Genomic DNA, 22,936 nt, shown 5'->3' with positions numbered 1-22,936 from the left:
CCGTCGGAGCCTGCGTTATGCGTGATAACCGTCCACAATCACTGGAGTCATTTTTCGATGGCGCATCGCAAACCGGGTCAGGCCCGCTGCATGATATTCAACAACGAGCGCTCGCACTGTTAAAACTCAATCGGGCGGTGCACGCCTTATTACCAACAGCGCTACGTTCATACTGCCGAGTAGCCAACTATCGTCATGGTCTGCTAGTGCTGGAAACTGCCAGCGCCAACTGGCTGATGCGGTTACGTTATGAACAACCTGCCCTGCTTTCCGCTTTGCGCGCACAAATACTACCATCATTGGCAGCAATCGACATCAGGATTAATCCAGCGCTAGCCGCAAAAATGCATGAAAATGAGAAAACCCATACTATTGCGCTGACAGATGAAACGACTGTGACAACAACACGAATTCTCAGTGTGCAGAGTGCGGAAATATTGAAGGGACTGGCGGAGCAAAGTCCGGAACGACTACAGAAAATACTAAAACGACTGGCTTCGCTGGCCGGAGAGAATACCAGCGAAAACCAGTCGTCATGATGTCATGTATTGCGGAATCAGGCCAGAACGGTTGACGGCGCTTTGAAAGCCAGCGGCATTTCCGCTTCATCTTCAAAGGTCACGAATTCCCACGCTTCCTGTTTAGCCAGCACAGCCTTCAGCAGCTTGTTGTTCAACGCATGGCCAGATTTGAACGCCGTGAACGCGCCAATGATATTGTGACCACACATGAACAAGTCACCGATCGCGTCCAGCATTTTGTGGCGCACGAACTCATCATCAAAACGCAGGCCGTCTTCATTCAGCACACGGTAATCATCCACCACGATCGCACTATCGAGACTGCCGCCCAGGCACAGGCCGCGGGATTGCAGATACTCGATATCACGCATAAACCCAAAGGTGCGCGCACGGCTTATCTGGCGAACAAACGCATCAGCGGAGAAATTCAGCTTGAAGCGCTGTGAACCAGAATCAATCACCGGATGATTGAAGTCGATGGTGAAATCGAGGCTAAAACCATTGAATGGCTTTAATTCTGCCCATTTGTCGCCGTCTTCTACACGTACTGGCTGTTTGAGTCGAACGAACTTCTTGGCACAGTTCAGTTCTTCGATACCAGCATCCAGCAACAGGTAGACAAACGGACTCGCGCTGCCATCCATGATCGGAATTTCAGGTGCATCAACCTCAACAACGATGTTGTCGATGCCTAACCCCGCCAGGGCCGCATTCAGATGCTCCACCGTCGAAATACGCACGTCATGCTCATTAACCAGGCAAGTACAGAGCATAGTATCACGTACGGATTTGGCATCAGCCGGAAAATCAACCGGTGGATTCAAGTCAGTACGACGATAGATGACCCCGGTGTTCGCCGGTGCAGGACGCATAGTCAGGGTGACTTTCTTGCCGGTATGAAGACCGACCCCTGTCGCCTGTACGATACGTTTTAATGTACGTTGTTTGATCATCGTATTATCTCGCATTCATCTGAACCTACGGCCTTAGTTTAAACCAAGACCGGCGGCACAGTTTAGCACAAAGAGCGGAGATTCCAACCTAACCTTAGTCAGCCTGCTTACGCAGGAAAGCAGGAATATCGAGATAATCCGGCTCTTTATTGGTCTGCACACTCTGGTCATTCACCACTTTAGCGGCAGGTTTTTCCTGCGTCAGCGGCGTCATACCATGTTGTTGATAGCGGTGGTCCATAACCGGCTGGCTGCTCTGTTTGTTGGTAACCAGCGTAATTTCCGGACGTTTGTCCATGCCGATACCAGTCGCGACCACGGTCACTCGCAGTTCGTCGTTCATTTCCGGATCCAGCGACGTACCAATCACTACCGTTGCATTATCGGATGCAAATGCGCGAATGGTATTACCAACAGTCTCAAATTCATCCAGACGCAGATCGAAACCAGCAGTGATGTTAACCAACACACCACGCGCACCGGAAAGGTCGATATCTTCCAGCAGCGGGCTGGAGATAGCCATTTCCGCCGCTTCTTCCGCACGGTCTTCACCGCGAGCCACGCCAGACCCCATCATGGCGTAACCCATTTCGGACATAACGGTACGCACGTCAGCAAAGTCGACGTTCATCAGACCCGGACGGGTAATCAGCTCGGCGATCCCCTGTACCGCACCTTTCAACACGTCGTTCGCCGCGCCGAACGCGTCCAGCAGGGAGATACCACGACCCAGCACTTTCAACAACTTATCGTTAGGGATGGTGATCAGCGAATCCACGTGCTTGGACAGCTCCGCGATTCCCTGCTCAGCAAACGCCATGCGTTTTTTGCCTTCAAAATTAAACGGCTTGGTCACTACGGCAACCGTCAGGATACCCAGATCCTTGGCGACTTCCGCCACCACTGGTGCCGCACCGGTGCCCGTGCCACCGCCCATACCGGCTGCGATGAACACCATGTCCGCACCTTCCAGTGCAGAGCGCAGTGCTTCACGATCTTCCTCAGCGGAATTGCGGCCCACTTCAGGGTTAGCGCCTGCACCCAGACCTTTGGTAATACCGCTACCGATCTGGATAGTCTGGCCGACCGCTGTTTTGCGCAGTGCCTGCGCATCAGTGTTAACCGCAAAGAATTCAACACCTTCGATGCGTTCACGCACCATGTGTTCGACAGCGTTACCGCCGCCACCACCGACGCCGATGACTTTAATCACCGCGTCGTTGGTTAACTCCATTGGTTCAAACATAGTTTCTCTCCGTCTTGTGCCTGTGTTACTTCAAGATCAAAAAAGTCGTGCTAAATGATCTCTTTTGATAACCGTCAAAATTCTTTTCTCAGCCAGCTGTTCAGGCGTTTAAACCAGTTGCTGACTGAGGTGCGTTTCTCAACTTCGTGTTCGCCACTCAGATGAGACTCTTTGCCGTAATGCAGCAGCCCAACCGCTGTCGAGTAATAGGGCTCCTGCGCATAATCCGTTAATCCGGTGATATTCAACGGCTGACCGATGCGTACCTGCGTGTGGAAAACACGCTGCGCACAGGCCGCCAGACCGTCAATTTGCGCCGCACCGCCGGTCAGCACAATGCCAGCCGCCAGGTGATGCTTCACGCCTTGCTGGCGCAGTTGTTCCTGTAACTGCAACAGCTCGTCATTCACCAGGTTCAATAACTCGGTATAGCGAGGCTCAATCACCTCCGCCAGTGTCTGACGTTGCAGACTACGCGGCGGACGGCCACCGACGCTCGGCACTTCTACGGTTTCATCTTTGCTGACGATGGAACCGAGCGCACAGCCGTAACGTACCTTGATCGCTTCCGCATCCGTAGGCGGCGTGCCAAACGCATAGGCTATATCGCTGGTGACTACGTTACCAGCATAAGGAATCACTTTTGTGTGACGCAGCGCGCCGCCGGTATACACCGCCATATCCATGGTGCCGCCGCCGATATCCACTACGCACACGCCCAGTTCACGTTCGTCTTCGGTCAGTACTGCATAACTCGATGCCAACCCGGCGAAAATCAGTTGATCCACCTTCAGACCGCAACGCTCCACCGCTTTAACAATGTTCTTCGCCATGTCGTTATGACAGGTGATCAGGTGCACTTTGGCTTGCATCCGCACACCAGATAATCCAACCGGGTTTTTAATCCCTTCCTGATAATCGATGGCGTATTCCTGCGGGATCACATGCAAAATACGGTGCTCATCACGGACCCGGACAGACTTGGCCGTATGCACCACGCTTTCTACATCGTCCTGCGTAACTTCTTCTTCGGAGATAGGCACCATGCCGATCTCGTTCTGGCAGCTGATGTGCTTACCGGACAACGCCAGATACACGGATGAAATCTGGCAATCAGCCATCAGCTCGGCCTGATCGATGGCACGCTGAACGCACTTGACCACCGATTCCAGATCGTTAACACCGCCTTTATCCATGCCCCGTGACGGGCAGCTTCCCACACCGATGATATTGATCATGCCATCAGGCAGAACTTCACCTACCAGTGCAGCCACTTTTGCTGTACCGATTTCCAGCCCAACTACCAGTTTTCTGTCCGTCGACTTGATCATTGCTGTTTAGCCTGTGCCTGATTTTGTTGCCGATTACCGTTCTTTTGCTGATCAATGTCTTTTTGCTGATCAATAAATGCCGGGCTCCACCCTACCGCAGCGCCGGTGTCATACCGCAGGTCCACATAGTTAACCCGCTTGTTTTCATTCTGAGCCTGCCGTTGCACCAACGGATACAGCTCCAGAAAACGCGCCAGACGCCGACTTCGGTCATCACGTCCCAAATCGAGACGGATATCATCGTCCAGCCCAACCTGCCATGAATGGCGCGCAGTCATCGCCACCATCTTCACCGTGAACTTACCTGCCGACAGTATCTGGTTCATCTCGCGATACCCTTCCAGCACGTCTTCTTCACCGCCCTCTGGGCCGTACAACATCGGCATCTTTTGGTTGCCGATACGCTCAGCAGGCACGCTGAAAGTGTTACCTTCACTGTCAACCATAAGCTGGTCATTCCAGCGCGCAAACGGAACATATTCAACCAGATGAATCTTTAATTCGTCCGGCCATTGCTTACGTACACTGGCCTGTTTAATCCAGGGCAGTCGTTCAATCTGCTGCTGGATGACATTCACATCCTGCGTCATGAACGTCCCCGGCGATCCCAACGACAAAATCGCCTGGCGAATATCGTCATTGGTGGTGTAGTGTCGCTCGCCAGTCACCACCAGCCGGGACAGCGGCAGGCGACTGGCATCTTTCATCCAGCCCAGCACCATCCAGCTTCCCCACAGAATGGTGCCGACCACCATCAGCAGGAAAAAAATTCCCGCCAATTGACCGCCATTGCTGCGTCGTGTGCCTTTTTCCTGCTCACGTCCGCGTGTATTCAACGCCGCCTGCGACATACTAATCAGCCAACTCCACAGCGGATACGCGGCGGTAACCGTTGTTTGTCTGGACTGAGCGCGAAACGTCGGCGCACCGAACCGCAACCGGCCCCAGGCCGGTATCGTCGCAGTCAGTATGGGTACGCGTCATTTCTATCATCACGTGCTCAGTCATCCTGTTCTCAGTCTTTGCCCTTCGCCTGCAGACGATTTTCCGCCAGCCGACGCGCCAGTTTGCCAATGTTGCCAGCCCCCTGAACCAGCACCAGATCATCACCCTGCAGTGCCTGAGCCAGCAATTCAGGCAACGCTTCCACATCCGGCACCATGATCGGGTCGATTTTGCCGCGCCCGCGAATGGTGCGACACAGCGACCGGCTGTCCGCTCCCGGAATCGGCGCTTCGCCAGCCGGGTACACATCCAGCATCAGCAGCACATCCACCTGGGACAGCACATGCGCGAAGTCATCGTACAGATCCCGCGTGCGGGTATAACGATGCGGCTGAAAAATCATCACCAGGCGTTTATCCGGCCAGCCAGCGCGCGCTGCCTTGATGGTAGCGTCCACTTCCGTTGGGTGATGTCCATAATCATCCACCAGCATGGCGCTGCCGCTTTTACCGTTGACCGGCTGTAGCGGGAATTCGCCCAGGAAATCAAAGCGACGCCCAGTCCCCTGAAAGCGCGCCAGCGCACGCAGAATCGCATCGTCATCAATGCCTTCTTCCGTCGCCACCGCAACCGCCGCCGCTGCATTCAGCGCATTGTGGCGACCCGGCGCGTTCAGCGTCACATTCAGCAACGGTTTGCCCTGACGCGCGAGCGTAAACAGCCCCTGCGCCCCGACCTGCCGGTAGTCAGCCACCCGTACATCCGCATCGTCGCTGAAACCATAAGTGGTGATGTGACGCCCCACTTTTGGCAACAGCTCCCGAATCACCGCATCATCCAGGCACATCACCGCATGGCCATAAAACGGCAGGTTGTGCAGGAAGTTGATGAACGTCTGCTTGAGGTTCTCAAAATCCCCCTGATACGTGTCCATATGGTCGGCTTCGATGTTGGTCACAATCGCCACCATCGGCTGCAAATGCAGGAACGACGCATCACTCTCGTCCGCTTCCGCAATCAGGTAACGGCTCGACCCCAGGCGGGCGTGCGTGCCGGCCGCTTTGACCAGCCCGCCGTTGACGAACGTCGGGTCCAGCCCCGCTTCGGCGTAGATACTGGTCACCATCGCCGTGGTCGTGGTCTTGCCATGTGTCCCGGCGATGGCGATGCCATGACGAAAGCGCATCAATTCTGCCAGCATTTCTGCCCGGCGAATCACCGGAATACGGGCCTCATGTGCCGCGATAATCTCCGGGTTGTCCGCTGCAATCGCGCTGGACACCACCACTACACTCGCCTCATTCACATTTTCCGGGCGATGGTGGAAATAAATCTGGGCACCCAGATCGGTCAATTGCTGCGTCACGGCGTTAGGTGCCAGATCAGACCCGCTGATCTGATAGCCCTCGTTAGCCAGGACTTCGGCGATACCGCCCATGCCAGCACCACCGATGCCAACAAAATGGATGTGCCGGACGCGGTGCATCTCGGGCACGATTGAACGCAGTTTCGCCAGTTCTTGAGTATTCACTATCTTCTATCGCAACCTACATCAACGCTGGCTATTGCCAGCCATTATCATTAATTCCGGACAGCGTTAACCGCCCGCTGCATCGCCGCCGCCGCAACTTCGGCCGCTACACGTTCCGTCGCATCGGGAATCGCCACGGTACGAGCTTTCTGCGCCATGTCGCGTAACGTAGCGCGATCCCAGGCTGACAACACCTCGCTTATCGCGTCCACGCTGAGGTCGGCCTGTTCAATAATCCTTGCGGCACCCGCCTGTTCCAGCGGCAACGCATTCCAGTACTGCTGCCGATCCTTATGCTGGAACGGCACAAACAATGCAGGCAACCCGGCCGCGGCAATCTCGCTGACGGTTAGCGCGCCGGAACGGCACACCACCACATCGGCCCAGGCATACGCCGCCGCCATGTCGTCGATAAACTCGGTAATCCGGTGCTGCGACTCACCGGCTTGTGCATACGCAGCCTGCACTTCCGCCTGAGCGCCTTTACCGGTTTGGTGCCAGATGGTAACGGCGTCATGCAGCCGCGCCGCGACACCAGGCAGGGTTTGATTCAGCACCCGCGCCCCCTGACTTCCGCCAACCACCAGTACCCGCACCGGGCCGCTACGTTCAGCCAATCGTTCTGTTGGCGACGGCAGCGCCAGCACATCGGTACGCACCGGGTTTCCCACTACATCCGCATCAGGAAACGCGCCAGGGAATGCTTGTAATACTTTTTTGGCGATGCGCGACAACCAGCGGTTGGTCAACCCAGCGATACCGTTTTGCTCGTGCAAGACAACCGGTATGCCACACAACCAGGCCGCCAGACCGCCGGGTCCGGACACATAACCCCCCATGCCCAACACCACATCCGGCTGATAGCGACGCATAATCGCCTGCGCCTGCCGTACCGCCCGGAAGATACGTACCGGTGCCAGTAACAACGCTTTCAGTCCCTTGCCGCGCAGACCGGAAATGCGAATAAAGTCGATGTCGATGCCGTGTTTCGGCACCAGATCCGCTTCCATCCGATCTGCCGTGCCCAGCCAGCGTACCTGCCAGCCTTGCGCCATCAGATGATGCGCCACCGCCAGACCGGGGAACACATGCCCGCCGGTGCCGCCAGCCATCACCATCAAACGCTTGCCTTCGCCACTCATCGGGCACCCCTCGTAAACGCCTGCGCTTTGGTCAGACGCGTTTCATAATCAATTCGCAACAACAACACGATAGCCGTCGACATAATTAGCAGACTGGAACCACCGTAGCTGATCAGCGGCAATGTCAGCCCTTTGGTTGGCAACATGCCTGCGGCCGCGCCAACATTCACCAGCGTCTGAAAACTGAACCAAATGCCGATGGAGCAAGCCAGAAAGCCCGAAAAACGCTGATCGATTTCCAGCGCCCGCCGTCCTATCGACATCGCCCGAAAAGCGACGAAGAATATCATTAACAACGCCAAAACCACACCGATATAGCCCAGTTCCTCCCCCAGAATGGAGAAAATGAAGTCGGTATGTGCTTCCGGCAAATATTCCAGTTTCTGGATAGAATTGCCGAGCCCCTGTCCCCACAGTTCACCGCGGCCAAACGCCATCAACGACTGGGTCAACTGGTAACCACTGCCGAACGGGTCATCCCACGGATTCCAGAACGACGTCACGCGGCGGACACGATACGGTTCGGCGATAATCAACAGCGCGACGGCGAAGATGCCACAACCGATGATCGCCAGGAACTGCCACAGTTTGGCTCCAGCAAGAAACAACATCGCCAGCGTAGTAATGAACAACACCACCACTGTGCCGAGGTCCGGCTGAGCCAACAACAGCACCGCCAGCACCACCATCACGCCCATCGGCTTACAAAATCCCCAGAAGTTATTCCGTACTTCTTCGACTTTGCGCACCATGTAGCTGGAGAGGTAGCAGAACAATGACAACTTCGATAACTCTGCTGGCTGAATACGCAGTGGGCCAAGGGAAATCCAACGTGATGCCCCGTTGACCGAGCTTCCCACCACCAACACGATCAGCAGCATCACGATCGACGCCAGCAGCAATACCACGCTGTAACGCTGCCAGACTTCCATCGGCACCCGCATGGTGACCAGCGACAGACCGAACGCCAGCCCCAGATACAGCGCATCGCGCTTGGCAAACAAAAAGGGATCGCTAGCTAACCGCTGCCCGACAGGCATCGACGCCGAAGTCACCATCACAAAGCCGATCACCGCCAGCCCCAGGGTCAACCACAGCAACGTCCGGTCGTACAGCACGGTGCTGAGGTTGTCGCTTTCACGCGTCCCCATCACCCAGCTTTTCAGACGTTCGACCATGCCGACCCCGATAAAACGCATTATCCCAGCTCCTCTGCCAGGCGGGCGAACTCGTCACCACGCTGTTCAAAACTGCGGAACTGATCGAGACTGGCGCACGCTGGCGACAGCAACACCATGTCTCCCGGTTGGGTGCGGCTGGCGATAAGGCGCATCGCCTGCTCCATGGTGTCGGTCTGTTCAGCGATTTCCGGTCGCAGCGCCGCCAGTTGCCCACCATCGCGACCAAAGCAGTACAACCGAATGTGCTCGCCCTGCAGGTAATGTAATAACGGAGAGAAATCCGCCGATTTCCCATCACCGCCCAACAACAGATGCAGCGTGCCGTCGACATGCAGCCCGCTCAGCGCCGCCTCGGTACTACCAACATTGGTTGCTTTGGAATCGTTGACCCAGCGCACGTCATGACGCGCCAGCACCAGTTGGAAACGGTGCGGCAGGCCGGTAAAGGTCGTCAGTGCGATCAGGGCCGACGAGCGGGGAATGCCAACAGCGTCCGCCAGCGCCAGCGCAGCCAGCGCATTGGTGTAGTTGTGCTGACCGACCAGCTTGATCTCGCGGGTATTCAGCACCCGCTCACCTTTTACCCGCAGCCAGGTTTCGCCCTGCTGCCGGTTCAGATGGTAATCGCCCACGTCCACACCGAAACTCAGGCAGCGCGCATCAGCACCACGCACCGGCATGGTCAAGGCATCGTCCGCGTTCACAATGCAGACTTTGGCGTTTTCATAAATACGTAATTTGGCGGCGCGGTACTGTTGCAATCCCAACGGGTAGCGGTTGGTGTGATCCTCGGTAACGTTAAGAATTGTGGCAGCGGCAGCGTGCAAGCTGTAGGTGGTTTCTAACTGGAAGCTCGACAGCTCCAGCACATACAACTGGCTTTCCTGCTTAAGCAGTTCCAACGCCGGAACACCAATGTTACCGCCGACGCCGACGGCCCAACCGGCCGCACGCGCCATTTCCCCCACCAGCGTGGTCACGGTGCTTTTACCGTTGGAACCGGTGATAGCGACAATCGGTGCCTGCGCTTCGCGGCAGAACAGTTCGATATCGCCGATAATCTCAATGCCAGCTTGTGCTGCTTCGCACAGAATTGGCGTCGCCAGCGCAATACCGGGACTGGCGACGATCAGATCGGCGGACAGTAGCCACTCATCATTGAGGCCGCCCAGATGACGTTCAACGGACTCAGGCAGCTTATCCAGGCCAGGCGGACTAATACGGGTATCCACCACGCGCGGCACCACCCCGCGTGCAAGGAAAAAATCAACACAGGAGAGCCCTGTCAGCCCTAACCCGATAATGACAACCTTTCTACCCTGATAGTCCATTTTTTACCGTACCTTGAGCGTTACCAGGCCGATGAGCATCAGCATCAACGAAATAATCCAGAACCGTACAATCACTCGCGGCTCCGGCCACCCCTTAAGTTCATAATGATGGTGGATAGGTGCCATACGGAAAATCCGCTGGCCACGGAGTTTGAAGGACCCCACCTGCAAAATGACGGACAGGGTTTCCACCACAAACACCCCGCCCATGATCACCAGCAAAAACTCCTGACGCAGCAACACCGCGATAGTGCCGAGTGCACCGCCCAGCGCCAGCGAGCCGACATCGCCCATAAACACCTGCGCCGGATAGGTGTTAAACCACAAAAATCCGAGCCCTGCGCCGACAATCGCAGTACACACCACCACCAGTTCGCTGGCGTGACGGATGTACGGAATATGCAAATAGCTGGCGAAATTCATGTTGCCGGTCGCCCAGGCCACCAGCGCGAAACCGACCGCCACAAACACCGTCGGCATGATGGCCAACCCGTCCAGACCATCGGTGAGGTTGACGGCATTACTGGTGCCGACAATCACGAAGTAGGCCAGCACGATGTACATCACACCCAGTTGCGGCATCACGTCCTTAAAGAATGGCACCACCAACTGCGTTGCTGGCGTATCCTTACCAATCGCATACATGGAAAACGCGACTGCCAACGCCAGTACCGACTGCCAGAAGTACTTCCAGCGGGCAATCAACCCACGGGTGTCCTTGCGCACCACTTTGCGGTAGTCATCCACAAACCCGACAACGCCGTAACCCACCAGCACCAGCAGCACGCACCAGACATACGGGTTAGCCAGGTTGACCCACAACAGCACCGAAATAATGATCGACGCCAGAATCATTACCCCGCCCATGGTCGGCGTGCCACGCTTGCTGAAATGGGACTCCGGCCCTTCGTTACGCACCACCTGACCGATTTGCAGGCGCTGCAACCAGGCGATCAGGTGCGGTCCCATCCACAGGGAAATGATTAACGCCGTCAGCAGGCTGACAATGGCCCGGAACGTCAAATACGAAAAGACGTTAAAGCCGGAATAAAACTTGACCAGATGCTCGGCCAGCCAAACTAACATGTGGCATTCTCCTGTAATGCATGTACTACCTGTTCCATCGCAGCACTGCGTGAACCTTTAATTAAAACGGTGATGGTATTGTGCTGCGCCACCAGCGCCCGCAAACGAGCGATCAACGCAGTTTTATTGTCAAAATGCTCACCTGCGCCGCTGGCATCGCCGATAAGCGCGCTTAACACGCCTACGCTCAATACTTTTTCAATGTTTGCCTTGCGGGCTGCTTCGCCCACCTGACGGTGACACGCCTGCGCATTCTGGCCCAATTCGGCCATATCACCGACCACCATCACTCGGTAGCCTGGCATCTCCGCCAGCACCTGCGCCGCCGCAGTCATTGACCCAACGTTGGCGTTGTAACTGTCGTCCAGCAGCAATTTCCCTGGGGCCAACACAATCGGGAATAGCCGCCCCGGCACCGCCTGCAATTGCGCCAAACCAGCCTTCACCGCATCCAGCGAGGCACCTACCGCCAGCGACAGCGCCGCCGCCGCCAATGCATTGGCGATGTTATGACGCCCCGGCAACGGTAAGGTCACCGCGATATTGCCTGTCGGCGTATGCAGCACGAAATCGGTCCCACGCTCGCTGATGCTGACATCGCTGGCGTAAAAATCGACACCCGCGCGCGCCTGCGGCGAAAAGCGCCACAGGGTTTTCCCCGTCAGCGCATCGTGCCAACGAGCCTCATCGTGGCTATCAGCATTGAGGATCGCCACGCCATCAGTTGACAGACCGCTAAAAATTTCGCCTTTAGCCTGCGCCACGCCTTCAAGCGAGCCAAAGCCTTCCAGATGCGCGGCGGCCAGGTTATTCACCAGCGCCGCTTCCGGGCGCACCATCGCCGTGGTGTAAGCAATTTCGCCGATATGGTTAGCACCCAGCTCAATCACCGCATAATCATGCTCCGGCGTCAGACGGAACAACGTCAGCGGCACGCCGATATCGTTGTTGAAATTACCGGCGGTATACAGCACGTTGCCGCACTGACGCAAAATCGCCGCGGTCATTTCCTTGACGGAGGTTTTTCCCGAAGAGCCCGTCAGCGCCACCACGCGAGCCCGGCTTTGTTGACGCACCCAGCCCGCCATCGCCCCCAGCGCCAGACGCGTATCATCCACCACCAGCTGCGGCACGCTTATTGGTAAGTGCTTACTCACCAATAATGCGACCGCCCCATGATTAACGGCATCTGCTGCGTAATCATGAGCATCAAATTTTTCCCCGCGCAACGCGACGAACAGACAGCCATCGGTGAGTTTACGGGTATCCGTGGACACCTCACTGATAATCAGGTCTTCCCCCACCAACCGGGCACCCAGTACATCAGCCAACTGCCGCAACGAAACGCTGATCATACGATAACCCCCAGCAGACGTGCGACAGTAATACGATCCGAATAATCCAACCGCTCATTTCCTACCAACTGGTAGTCTTCGTGCCCTTTGCCTGCGACCAACACCACATCATCAGCGCCAGCCTGCATCACCGCACTGGTGACGGCTTCCGCCCGACCGGCAATCACCTGCACCCGGCCCGCATCCAGCAATCCGCTCAGGATATCGGTCACAATCGCCTGCGGGTTTTCGCTGCGCGGGTTATCGTCAGTCACAATCACCCGATCCGCCAGTTGTTCCGCAATCGCCCCCATTAGTGGGCGCTTACCTCTGTCGCGATCGCCGCCGCAACCGAATACGCACCACAGTACGCCCCGGCAGTGCAAACGCGCCGCCGCCAGCGCTTTTTCCAGCGCGTCTGGGGTATGGGCGTAATCCACCACCACCGTCGGTCGGCCGCTGGCAAGAAAAACTTCCATTCTACCGCAGACCGGCTGCAGCGCAGAGCCGCTCTTCACCAGCTGTTCCAGCGAATAACCCAGTGACAACAGCGTCGCCAGCGCTAACAACAGGTTACTGACGTTGAACGCGCCCATCAGGCGACTATTGATCTCACCAGCACCCCAGCTGGAGTCAAATTGCACGGTGAAACCGCTGTCGTGATAATCGATACGGGTGGCTTTCAGCCAGTGCGCCCGGCCAGCATCGATCTCGCCCGCCACACTCACCGCCACCGCTTGCGGTAAGCGGCTTAACCAACGACGGCCAACCTCGTCATCGGCGTTAATGATTTTCTGCCCGACCTGATGCTCAGCGAACAGCCGCCATTTAGCCGCTTCGTAATTCGCCATGTCGCCGTGATAATCAAGATGATCGCGACTCAGGTTGGTAAACACCGCCGCGGCAAACGACAGCGCCTCGACCCGGTGCTGCACCAACCCATGCGAAGACACTTCCATAGCGGCGAAATCCGCCCCTTGCTCCACCAACTGACTCAGGATCTGCTGCACATCCACCGCCGAACCGGTGGTGTTTTCCGACGGCACCACATGCCCCAGTAAGCCGTTGCCGACGGTGCCCATCACCGCGCTGGTTTTGCCCAGCGCCTGGCTCCACTGCGCCAGCAACTGGGTAGTGGTGGTCTTGCCGTTGGTGCCGGTGACGCCGATCAGTTGCAACGCCGCCGATGGCTGGCGATAAAAGCGCCCTGCCAGCGCGGATAAACGCTGGTTCAGGTTACCCAGATAAATCACCGGTACACCGTGCATTTCAGTCAGGGTGCCATCGGGCGTGGCATCATCCGCCTGTGCGACAACCGCCGCGACGCCCTGCGCAATAGCCTGCGGAATATAGTGCCGCCCATCCGTCTTGTGGCCGACTATCGCCACAAACAGATCCCCGGCAGCCGCCACGCGGCTGTCTAATGTCATTTCCCGCAGCGCGCGATCCGGGGCATCGGTCACCCACGGAGCCAGGACATCGCGCAAGTTACGATCTGTCACCTGAACCCTCTTTTCTGTTGATTACAAACTCGCTTTTTTCACCCGTCGGCAACGCATCCGGTTCGATATTCATGGTGCGCAGTACGCCGCCCATGATCGCCCCGAATACCGGCGCCGACACCGCGCCGCCGTAGTATTTCCCCGCCTGCGGGTCGTTAATGACCACTACCAGCGCAAAGCGCGGGTTACTGGCCGGTGCCACCCCGGCGGTATAGGCGATATATTTGTTGATGTATTTGCCGTCCGGGCCGACCTTTTTCGCCGTACCGGTTTTAATCGCGATGCGATAGCCTTTCACCGCTGCCTTTGTGCCACCGCCGCCGGGTAAGGCCACGCTCTCCATCATGTGCACCACGGTACGGACAATCTGTTCGGAAAAAACGCGCTCGCCCGGCACCGGTGGGTCGACCTTGGTGATGGATAGCGGGCGATAAATGCCGAAGCTGCCGATGGTGGCGTAGACACGCGCCAGTTGCAGCGGGGTCACCATCAGGCCATAGCCAAACGAAAACGTGGCGCGCTCGATATCCGACCAGCGTTGGCGATTGGGGTACAGACCCAGGCTTTCCCCCACCAACCCCAGATTGGTGGCTTTACCCAGACCAAAACGGGAGTAAGTATCCACCAACGCGGAAGCTGGCATCGCCAGCGCCAGATGCGATACGCCGACGTTACTGGACTTCTGCAGCACGCCGGTCAGGGTCAACTCGCTATAACGCGCCACATCCTTGATTTCATGACCGTTGATGTAATACGGCAACGTGTTGAGCACCGCATTTTCCTTGACCACGTTGCGCTGTAGCGCCGTCATCACCACCATCGGTTTCACGGTCGAGCCGGGTTCGAAAATATCGGTGATGGCGCGGTTACGGATCACGTCGGTCGGCGTACCGGTCAGGTTGTTCGGGTTGTAGGAGGGACTGTTGGCCATCGCCAGCACTTCGCCGGTGTTCACATCCACCAGTACGGCGGTGCCCGATTCGGCCTTATTGAACGCCACCGCGTTGTTCAGCTCGCGGTACACCAGCGCCTGCAGGCGCTCATCGATACTGAGCATCAAGTTGTGCGCCGCCTGACTGTCCACCGAGGAAATGTCTTCGATGACCCGCCCAAAGCGGTCTTTACGCACGGTACGCTCGCCAGGGCGGCCGGTCAGCCAGCGATCGAAACTCTTCTCGATGCCTTCAATCCCCTGACCGTCAATATTGGTAAAACCAATCAGATGCGATGTTACCTGACCGGAAGGATAGTAGCGACGCGACTCCTGCCGCAAATTAATGCCCGGCAGTTTCAGCTTGTGGATGTATTCACCAATCGCCGGGTTCACCTGGCGGGCAAGATAGACAAAACGGCCGCTCGGGTTGGCATTCACCTTAGCAGCGATTTGGTCCAGCGGGATTCCTAATGCATCCGCCAGCGCTTTCCAGCGGGTATCCAGTGAAATGCCACCATGATCGTTAACGTCTTTCGGGTCAGCCCAGACCGCGTTAACCGGCACACTCACCGCCAGCGGGCGACCGGCGCGATCGCTGATCATGCCGCGAGCGGTCGGAATTTCCTGTACGCGCAGGGAACGCATGTCACCTTCACGCACCAGCTTGTCGGGGGCGATCACTTGCAGATACGCTGCACGCAACATCAACCCGACCATGCACAACAGAATACCGCCGCAAAGCAACGCAAAACGCCAGCTGACAAAGCTGGCATGTTCTTCCTGACGCTTCAATTTTCCCGGTCGCGCTGCTCTCATAATTTAGGCGATACCTGTTAATTCATTGTTGTTTAACCACAATATTTTCCTGTGAAGGATCAACATGCACCATATGCAGTTTCTCGGTGGCGATCTGCTCGACGCGGCTATGATCGCCCAGGGCATTCTCTTCCAGAATCAGGTTGCGCCACTCGATATCCAGCGCATCACGTTCCAGCAACAGCCGCTCACGCTCCGCCGTCAGCAGGCGCGTGCGGTGCGCGGTGGTCACCACCAGAATGGCGGACACCAACACCGCAATCAGCAGCAACAACGGCAGTTTTCCGTGTCGCAGCAGATCGTCGCCAATCACGCCGCCCAGCGAATGGCGCTCGTTCCCGATCACGACGGCAGTCTCTCGGCAAAGCGCAGCACCGAACTGCGCGCACGCGGATTTTCCGCCACTTCGTCATCAGGCGGCATCATCTTGCCTGCCGCCTTGAGCGTCTGACCGCCCTGGCTACGCAGCTGTTCTTCCGTCAACGGCAGACCAGCAGGCACCTGCGGCCCCCGGCTATGCTGGCGGATAAAGCGTTTCACAATCCGGTCTTCCAGCGAATGGAAACTGATCACCGACAAACGACCTTCCGGTGCCAGCACCTGCAGCGCGCCGTCCAACGCCCGCTCGATCTCTTCCAATTCACTGTTGATGTAAATACGAATGGCCTGGAATGAACGGGTCGCCGGGTGCTTGTGTTTCTCGCGAATCGGGCTGGCGGCGGCGATCAATTCCGCCAGTGCTTTGGTTCGTGTCAACGGCTCGACGCGGTTACGCTCCACAATGGCGCGAGCGATGCGCTTGGCGAAACGCTCTTCACCGAAGGTTTTCAGTACCCAGGCGATGTCTTCCGCTTCCGCTTTCATCAGCCATTCCGCCGCTGACTGGCCCCGTGTCGGGTCCATACGCATATCCAGCGGACCGTCACGCATAAACGAAAACCCCCGTTCGGGGTCGTCGAGCTGGGGCGAAGAAACGCCCAGATCCAGCAGGATGCCGTCGATTTTGCCGGTCAGCCCGCGCTCGTCGACATACTCAGCCAGTTCGGAAAAAGGTCCGTGGATAATGGAAAAACGCGCATCATCAATGGTATTGGCGACGGCGACAGCTTGAGGATCACGATCGATGGCCAACAAACGGCCTTCCGGCCCCAGGTGGGACAGAATGAGACGGGAATGGCCACCTCGGCCAAACGTACCGTCGATGTAGATACCGTTACTGCGAATGTTCAGGCCGTTAACGGCTTCATCCAGCAACACGGTGGTGTGTTTAAACGTTTCTGCCATGACTATAGTGATAAGTCCTGCAGCCGCTCAGATAAGGGCTCCTGAGTTGACTGCTCAGCGTCAATATCTTCCTTGACTTGTCGATACCAGGTCTGTTCATCCCACAGTTCAAACTTGTTGAACTGGCCGACCAGCATCACTTCTTTCGTAAGACCCACATGCTGCCGCAGCGTAGATGCAATCAATATTCTTCCGGCGTTATCCATCTGGCATTCGCTGGCATGTCCGAGTAGCAGGCGCTGAACACGGCGTTCCGCGGGGTTCATACTCGACAGGCGAGAAAGTTTCTGTTCGATAATTTCCCATTCGGGTAGCAGGTAAAGCAGCAGACAGGGCTGATGGAGGTCAATGGTGCATACCATTTGCCCTTGAGCTTCCTCGTTCAGTAAATCCCGGTAACGGGTGGGAACGGCAAGCCGTCCTTTACTGTCGAGGTTGACCAGTGTCGCCCCACGAAACATGACAGTATTTAACCCTTCATGACCCTTTTCACCACTTTGCCCCACAAATCTCCACTCTTGAGAGTTTACGGAGGGGATGAAAAGCTTGTCAAGCCAGCACGGACGCGCCCAGGTATTATTTCCCGCAAAATCAGAGAGTGAAAAAACCGCAAAAAAACCACCATGATGAAATAATGAGGATTAACGCTGTGATTATTTAAGGAAAATTAATGGCTCTCAGGACGGCGCATAAAGATATAGGATTTTTCATTCGGTGCAATATTATTTTGTCTGTCACAGTTCGATACGTATTTCTTAAATCTTCATACGATATCAAAATATTTTTATCGACTGATTTTTAAGCATTTTTAAAAATCATTCTTCCTATCGGTACAAAACATGACAGGTAAAGTAAATTTATTGAGCCTGGAATCCCATTTTTTTGACCTGAACCACACTGTCGGTTACTTCAACTCAGGTTATCTATTCATGTCTGAAACATTAATCAGCTGTTTCAGCTATACCTGAAAGAATAACTGGGTTTATTTCCAGTATTATTCACATTCACTTGCACTTTACCGTTCAGCAACCTTTTCATTCCAAACCACGCCATTTCTGGCCCAATTACCTCTCTGTTGCCCGCCCCTCATTAATTGATTGTTTTATATGAAATTAAATACCTGACTCATGATTTTCGAATGAAAAAAACGATTTGCAGCCATAAAGTTGCGCCACCGAACAAAAAATAAGCAAAAATAAGTTTTTCAAGCTAGTTAAAACGCAATAGATAGTTATGTAGACTACAAATAAAGCGATAAAGCAAAACTAAACACCAATAAACAACATCAAAAGCAACGTTATTATCCTTCACCATGGAGCCGTACACTATGTCTTCCCCCATTTCCCGCGTGCGTGGCATCGTTGCTGATACCGTTGCCATGGTGGTGTATTGCTTCCTGACCGGCATGGCGATTGAGATCCTGCTGTCAGGCATGACCTTCCAGCAGTCGCTCTCTTCCCGATTGCTGTCGATCCCGGTCAATATCGTCATCGCCTGGCCTTACGGCCTTTATCGCGACCGTATCGTCGCCCTGGCGTTACGCCTGAACGCGGATTCACGCTGGGGAAAAAATATGGCGGACCTGTTTGCCTACGTCAGCTTTCAGTCACCGGTTTATGCCGCCATTTTGCTGACGATTGGTGCCGAGCCATCGCAAATCATAAAAGCGGTTGCCAGTAACGCGCTAATTTCCATGTTTATGGGGGTAGCTTACGGTTATTTTCTGGAATATTGCCGCCGTTTGTTCCGGGTCGATGTTCCGGCTCACCCGCAAATTGCCAGCCAGTAATCCGGCGCAACAAGCAGCGAGGGAATATACCCGTCATACAGTAAGTTGCAGGTGTGTTGACTGCTCTTTTTCAACCTAATCACAGACGGGTGTCAGCTTCAATAGATTCATTCGCTCACCGCAGTTCTGCGGCTCGAATTATTTCGGGGCTAAATATAAAAAAGAGAAAAGCAGGATAAAAATAGGAGTTATCCGATGCGGCGTGGAACAAAAATTATTCCAACGCCGCATACTGTCATTCAGAGACGGCTTAGAAAACCGCGGCGATAGAGATTACGACGAATACGGTATAAACCCGGTTTCGGTTTACGTGGCTCATCCAGACTCGCCAGCACCAATTCCAATACCCGCTCCGCCACCTCTCGATGGCGCTGCGCCACTGCCAACACCTGGCACTCCAGGAAATCCAGCAATTCATTATCACCGAATGTGGCGATAGCCAGATTGTTCGGCAGGCGTCCGCTCTGCTTGAGCGTCACGTCCATCACCCCTTGTAGCAGTGGGAACGAGGTCGTAAACATCGCCTGTGGCATCGGGTTGGTTTTCAGGTACTCCTCAAATACCGCCGCCGCCGCGCTACGTTCATAGCTGTTGGCATAGATGTAATTCACCTGGCGCGGGTCGTCTGCCCAGGCGCGTCGGAATCCCTGCTCACGCAGGAAACTGACCGACAACTCCGGCAGCGCACCGAGATACATCACCGACTCTGCTGGCACCTTGCGCAGTTCCTGTGCCAGCATTTCCGCGTCTTCCATATCCGCACCGACCACGCTGGTGAAATGCTCGCGATCTAACGCCCGATCAAGCGCGATCACTGGCAGGGGATCATTAGCCCAGCGCTGGTAAAACGGGTGTTCTGGCGGTAGCGCCGTTGAAACGATAATCGCATCCACCTGACGTTGCAGCAGATGCTCGATGCAGCGCATCTCGTTATCGGGTTGATCTTCAGAACACGCAATCAGCAATTGATAGCCGCGCTGACGAGCCTGACGCTCCAGATAATTGGCGATACGGGTATAACTGGTGTTCTCCAGGTCCGGAATAACTAACCCGATGGAACGGGTACGTCCGGCGCGCAGACCGGCTGCGACAGCGTTTGGATGGTAGTTGTGCTCTCTGACTACCGCCATCACTTTCTCAACGGTCTTATCACTGACGCGATATTGCTTCGCCTTACCATTAATAACGTAACTGGCCGTTGTACGCGAAACCCCAGCAAGACGCGCGATTTCATCCAGTTTCACTGACAACCCCTTAATAAGCCGGACAAAAAATAAAAAATGAAACGATAACCATGAGTTAACCGTGGATATGATACCGATCTAAGCGCAGAAAACACTGACGGGCAACAGCTTTTATTATTTACTTCACTCAGGATCAAAAAAGCCCGGCATCATCGCCGGGCCAGATATTACCATCAGAAAAGCCAGTTTTGCTGTATGAACATCAGCAAATCATCAGAAAAATGGTCGAGCTTCAGCACTGCTTCAGCGCATGATGCGATCGCCGCGTGATACGCCCACGATACCGGAGCGCGCCACTTCAACAATTTCAGCCACTTCGCGCACGCTATTGAGAAACGCATCCAGTTTCTCGCTGGTTCCCGCCAGTTGTACGGTATACAGCGATGCGGTGACATCGACGATTTGCCCGCGGAAGATTTCCGCACAGCGCTTAACCTCTTCACGACCATAACCGGTAGCCTGTAGCTTGACCAGCATCAGCTCGCGCTCAACGTAAGCACCTTGCCCCAGCTCGCTGACCCGCAACACGTCCACCAGTTTATGCAGTTGCTTTTCAATCTGCTCCAGCACCTTTTCGTCGCCCACCGTCTGGATAGTCATCCTCGACAGGGTAGGGTCGTCCGTCGGGGCGACGGTCAGGCTTTCAATGTTGTAACCGCGTTGAGAAAACAGGCCAATCACGCGCGACAGAGCACCCGATTCGTTCTCCAGTAATACCGACAAAATACGACGCATGATCAGGTCCTCTCCGTTTTGCTTAACCACATCTCATCCATCCCGCCGCCGCGGATCTGCATCGGGTAAACATGCTCGCTGCTGTCCACCCGTACATCCACAAACACCAGACGGTTTTTCTGTTCCAGCGCCGCTTTCAACTTCGGCTCCAGCTCATCCGGCGTATCGATGGTGATACCGACGTGACCATAAGCTTCCGCCAGTTTGACGAAGTCCGGTAGGGATTCCATGTAGGAACTGGAGTGACGACCGGAGTAGATCATGTCCTGCCACTGTTTCACCATGCCAAGGAAGCGGTTGTTGAGGCTGACCACCACAATCGGCAGGTCGTACTGCAACGCCGTGGACAACTCCTGAATATTCATCTGAATACTGCCGTCACCGGTGACGCAGATGACCGTTTCCTGCGGCAGCGCCAGCTTAATGCCAAGCGCAGCTGGCAGGCCAAAGCCCATGGTGCCCAGACCGCCAGAATTAACCCAGCGGCGTGGCAAATCAAACGGGTAATACAACGCGGCGAACATCTGATGCTGCCCCACGTCGGAGGCCACGTAGGCCTTGCCTTCTGTCAAACGGTGCAGGGTTTCGATCACCGCCTGCGGTTTGATGGCATCACCGTCGGTGTTGTATTTCAGGCATTGCCGTGCACGCCACTGTTCGATGCGCTGCCACCAGTCGCGTAACGCGTCGAATTTCTGCTGCGCGTCGCCGCCTTGCACCAGCAACTCCAGCATCAGGCTAAGCACCTGACGGGCATCGCCGACGATCGGAATGTCCGCCGCCACGGTTTTGGAGATAGACGCCGGGTCGATATCGATATGCAAAATGGTGGCGTTCGGGCAGTACTTGGTCAGGTTATTGGTGGTTCGATCGTCAAAGCGCACCCCGACGGCAAAAATCACATCGGCGTTGTGCATCGCCATATTGGCTTCATAGGTGCCGTGCATACCGAGCATACCGAGACTCTGACGGTGGGTGCCTGGAAAACCGCCCAGCCCCATCAGCGAACAGGCCACCGGCAGATTGAGCTTTTCCGCCAGTTCGCGCAGTTCCTGATGGCAATTGGCGTTGACAACGCCACCGCCGCTGTAAATGACCGGGCGCTCAGCGGCCAGCAGCGTCTGCAACGCTCGCTTAATTTGGCCTTTATGCCCTTGTACCGTCGGGTTGTAGGAGCGCAAGCTGACCTGATCGGGGTAAGCATAAGGCAACTTTTTGGCTGGGTTGAGAATGTCTTTCGGCAAATCCACCACCACCGGGCCGGGGCGGCCGGTGGACGCGAGATAGAAGGCTTTTTTCAGCACGGTGGGAATGTCTTCGGTCTGTTTAACCAGATAACTGTGCTTCACCACCGGGCGGGAAATCCCCACCATGTCGCATTCCTGAAAGGCGTCATACCCAATCAACGAAGTCGCAACCTGGCCGGAAATCACCACCAGCGGAATGGAATCCATATACGCCGTGGCGATACCGGTAATGGCATTGGTTGCCCCCGGACCGGAGGTGACCAGCACCACGCCCACTTCGCCGGTCGCTCTGGCGTAGCCGTCGGCCATATGCACCGCGCCCTGCTCATGGCGCACCAGAATATGTTCTATGCCGCCGACGGTGTGCAGCGCGTCATAAATATCCAGCACCGCACCGCCCGGATAGCCGAACACATGTTTTACGCCCTGATCGATCAGCGATCGAATCACCATCTCGGCGCCTGACAACATCTCCATGGGTTTGCCTCTTATTTTATTGTTCAGATGCGACTTATTCAGATAGCGAATCGCTTCTGTATTGACAGGGAACACCCCGTGCTGATTAAGACGGCGTATGGTGAATGAAGACGCAACGTGTGGATTGGGTTTTCAATCACACGTCGGCCCTCTCGTTCAACACCGTCCGGGTTTTTACATATAACTTATTAACATAACGCCGGATTATGAAGCAGGCAAACACCGCGCCGCCACGGTAAATAACACGATTATGGTAAATCAACTGTTAAAAGAGAGAGCAAAGAAATAAAACGCTGGGGAGTGACCA

20 protein-coding genes are annotated in these 22,936 nt (G+C 55.6%); 2 read left to right on the top strand and 18 right to left on the bottom strand.

The window, feature by feature from the left end; all coding sequences use genetic code 11:
- The first annotated feature begins 17 nt into the window (after positions 1-17).
- The gene (locus tag OB87_RS08915; RefSeq protein WP_033569096.1) at positions 18-539 is read left to right on the top strand and encodes a DUF721 domain-containing protein; all 522 of its coding nucleotides are present in this window, start codon (positions 18-20) and stop codon (positions 537-539) included.
- Between the two features lie 17 nt (positions 540-556).
- Here the strand turns inward: OB87_RS08915 and lpxC are convergent, their stop codons facing one another.
- From lpxC to mraZ, 15 genes are all read right to left on the bottom strand, one after another.
- Complete coding sequence (gene lpxC / locus OB87_RS08910) at positions 557-1,474, bottom strand: UDP-3-O-acyl-N-acetylglucosamine deacetylase (protein ID WP_033569095.1); 918 nt, start codon at positions 1,472-1,474, stop codon at positions 557-559.
- A 94-nt stretch (positions 1,475-1,568) separates the two neighbouring features.
- Positions 1,569-2,720: a cell division protein FtsZ gene (ftsZ, locus tag OB87_RS08905; protein ID WP_033569094.1), complete on the bottom strand. Its 1,152-nt coding sequence runs from the start codon at positions 2,718-2,720 to the stop codon at positions 1,569-1,571.
- Positions 2,721-2,794: 74 nt separating this feature from the next.
- The gene (gene ftsA / locus OB87_RS08900) at positions 2,795-4,051 is read right to left on the bottom strand and encodes a cell division protein FtsA (protein ID WP_012768377.1); all 1,257 of its coding nucleotides are present in this window, start codon (positions 4,049-4,051) and stop codon (positions 2,795-2,797) included.
- Positions 4,048-4,902 (bottom strand): cell division protein FtsQ, encoded by an 855-nt coding sequence (gene ftsQ, locus OB87_RS08895; protein WP_033569093.1) that lies wholly within the window; start codon positions 4,900-4,902, stop codon positions 4,048-4,050. Before ftsQ ends, ftsA begins: the two co-directional genes overlap by 4 nt.
- Positions 4,903-5,066: 164 nt before the next feature.
- Positions 5,067-6,527 (bottom strand): UDP-N-acetylmuramate--L-alanine ligase, encoded by a 1,461-nt coding sequence (gene murC, locus OB87_RS08890; protein ID WP_033569092.1) that lies wholly within the window; start codon positions 6,525-6,527, stop codon positions 5,067-5,069.
- A gap of 50 nt (positions 6,528-6,577) precedes the next feature.
- The gene (gene murG, locus OB87_RS08885) at positions 6,578-7,669 is read right to left on the bottom strand and encodes an undecaprenyldiphospho-muramoylpentapeptide beta-N-acetylglucosaminyltransferase (protein ID WP_033569091.1); all 1,092 of its coding nucleotides are present in this window, start codon (positions 7,667-7,669) and stop codon (positions 6,578-6,580) included.
- Entirely contained in the window at positions 7,666-8,868 is a 1,203-nt protein-coding gene (ftsW, locus tag OB87_RS08880; RefSeq protein ID WP_033569090.1) for a cell division protein FtsW, read from the bottom strand. Before ftsW ends, murG begins: the two co-directional genes overlap by 4 nt.
- Positions 8,868-10,181 (bottom strand): UDP-N-acetylmuramoyl-L-alanine--D-glutamate ligase, encoded by a 1,314-nt coding sequence (gene murD / locus OB87_RS08875; RefSeq protein WP_033569089.1) that lies wholly within the window; start codon positions 10,179-10,181, stop codon positions 8,868-8,870. The genes ftsW and murD overlap by 1 nt, the downstream gene beginning before the upstream one ends.
- Before the next feature lie 3 nt (positions 10,182-10,184).
- Positions 10,185-11,267 carry a phospho-N-acetylmuramoyl-pentapeptide-transferase gene (mraY, locus tag OB87_RS08870; RefSeq protein ID WP_033569088.1) on the bottom strand — a complete coding sequence of 361 codons (1,083 nt, stop codon included), beginning with the start codon at positions 11,265-11,267 and terminating at the stop codon, positions 10,185-10,187.
- Entirely contained in the window at positions 11,261-12,622 is a 1,362-nt protein-coding gene (gene murF / locus OB87_RS08865) for a UDP-N-acetylmuramoyl-tripeptide--D-alanyl-D-alanine ligase (protein WP_033569087.1), read from the bottom strand. Before murF ends, mraY begins: the two co-directional genes overlap by 7 nt.
- Positions 12,619-14,103, bottom strand: coding sequence for a UDP-N-acetylmuramoyl-L-alanyl-D-glutamate--2,6-diaminopimelate ligase (murE, locus tag OB87_RS08860; protein WP_033569086.1), 1,485 nt, complete (start codon positions 14,101-14,103; stop codon positions 12,619-12,621). Before murE ends, murF begins: the two co-directional genes overlap by 4 nt.
- The gene (locus OB87_RS08855; RefSeq protein WP_033569085.1) at positions 14,090-15,853 is read right to left on the bottom strand and encodes a peptidoglycan glycosyltransferase FtsI; all 1,764 of its coding nucleotides are present in this window, start codon (positions 15,851-15,853) and stop codon (positions 14,090-14,092) included. The genes murE and OB87_RS08855 overlap by 14 nt, the downstream gene beginning before the upstream one ends.
- Positions 15,854-15,875: 22 nt before the next feature.
- Complete coding sequence (ftsL, locus tag OB87_RS08850; RefSeq protein WP_013319471.1) at positions 15,876-16,199, bottom strand: cell division protein FtsL; 324 nt, start codon at positions 16,197-16,199, stop codon at positions 15,876-15,878.
- The gene (gene rsmH, locus OB87_RS08845; RefSeq protein WP_033569084.1) at positions 16,196-17,137 is read right to left on the bottom strand and encodes a 16S rRNA (cytosine(1402)-N(4))-methyltransferase RsmH; all 942 of its coding nucleotides are present in this window, start codon (positions 17,135-17,137) and stop codon (positions 16,196-16,198) included. Before rsmH ends, ftsL begins: the two co-directional genes overlap by 4 nt.
- 2 nt (positions 17,138-17,139) lie before the next feature.
- A complete protein-coding gene (gene mraZ / locus OB87_RS08840; protein ID WP_033569083.1) occupies positions 17,140-17,598 on the bottom strand; it encodes a division/cell wall cluster transcriptional repressor MraZ in 459 nt (152 codons plus the stop codon).
- Positions 17,599-18,464: 866 nt separating this feature from the next.
- Here mraZ and OB87_RS08835 point away from each other — a divergent pair.
- Positions 18,465-18,926, top strand: a complete 462-nt coding sequence (locus OB87_RS08835; RefSeq protein WP_033569082.1) for an L-alanine exporter AlaE — start codon at positions 18,465-18,467, stop codon at positions 18,924-18,926.
- Positions 18,927-19,165: 239 nt separating this feature from the next.
- On the opposite strand, the gene cra is transcribed toward OB87_RS08835, so the two are convergent.
- The 3 genes from cra to ilvI form a co-directional block, all read right to left on the bottom strand.
- Positions 19,166-20,170: a catabolite repressor/activator gene (gene cra, locus OB87_RS08830; RefSeq protein WP_033569081.1), complete on the bottom strand. Its 1,005-nt coding sequence runs from the start codon at positions 20,168-20,170 to the stop codon at positions 19,166-19,168.
- Positions 20,171-20,413: 243 nt separating this feature from the next.
- Positions 20,414-20,905: an acetolactate synthase small subunit gene (gene ilvN / locus OB87_RS08825; protein WP_033569080.1), complete on the bottom strand. Its 492-nt coding sequence runs from the start codon at positions 20,903-20,905 to the stop codon at positions 20,414-20,416.
- Positions 20,906-20,907: 2 nt separating this feature from the next.
- A complete protein-coding gene (gene ilvI, locus OB87_RS08820) occupies positions 20,908-22,629 on the bottom strand; it encodes an acetolactate synthase 3 large subunit (protein WP_033569079.1) in 1,722 nt (573 codons plus the stop codon).
- Positions 22,630-22,936: the final 307 nt, after the last annotated feature.

Source organism: Dickeya undicola (assembly GCF_000784735.1).
GTDB classification, from domain to species: domain Bacteria; phylum Pseudomonadota; class Gammaproteobacteria; order Enterobacterales; family Enterobacteriaceae; genus Dickeya; species Dickeya undicola.
Note: the sequence above shows the minus strand (reverse complement) of the source record. Positions and strands in the feature narration are given on the sequence as shown.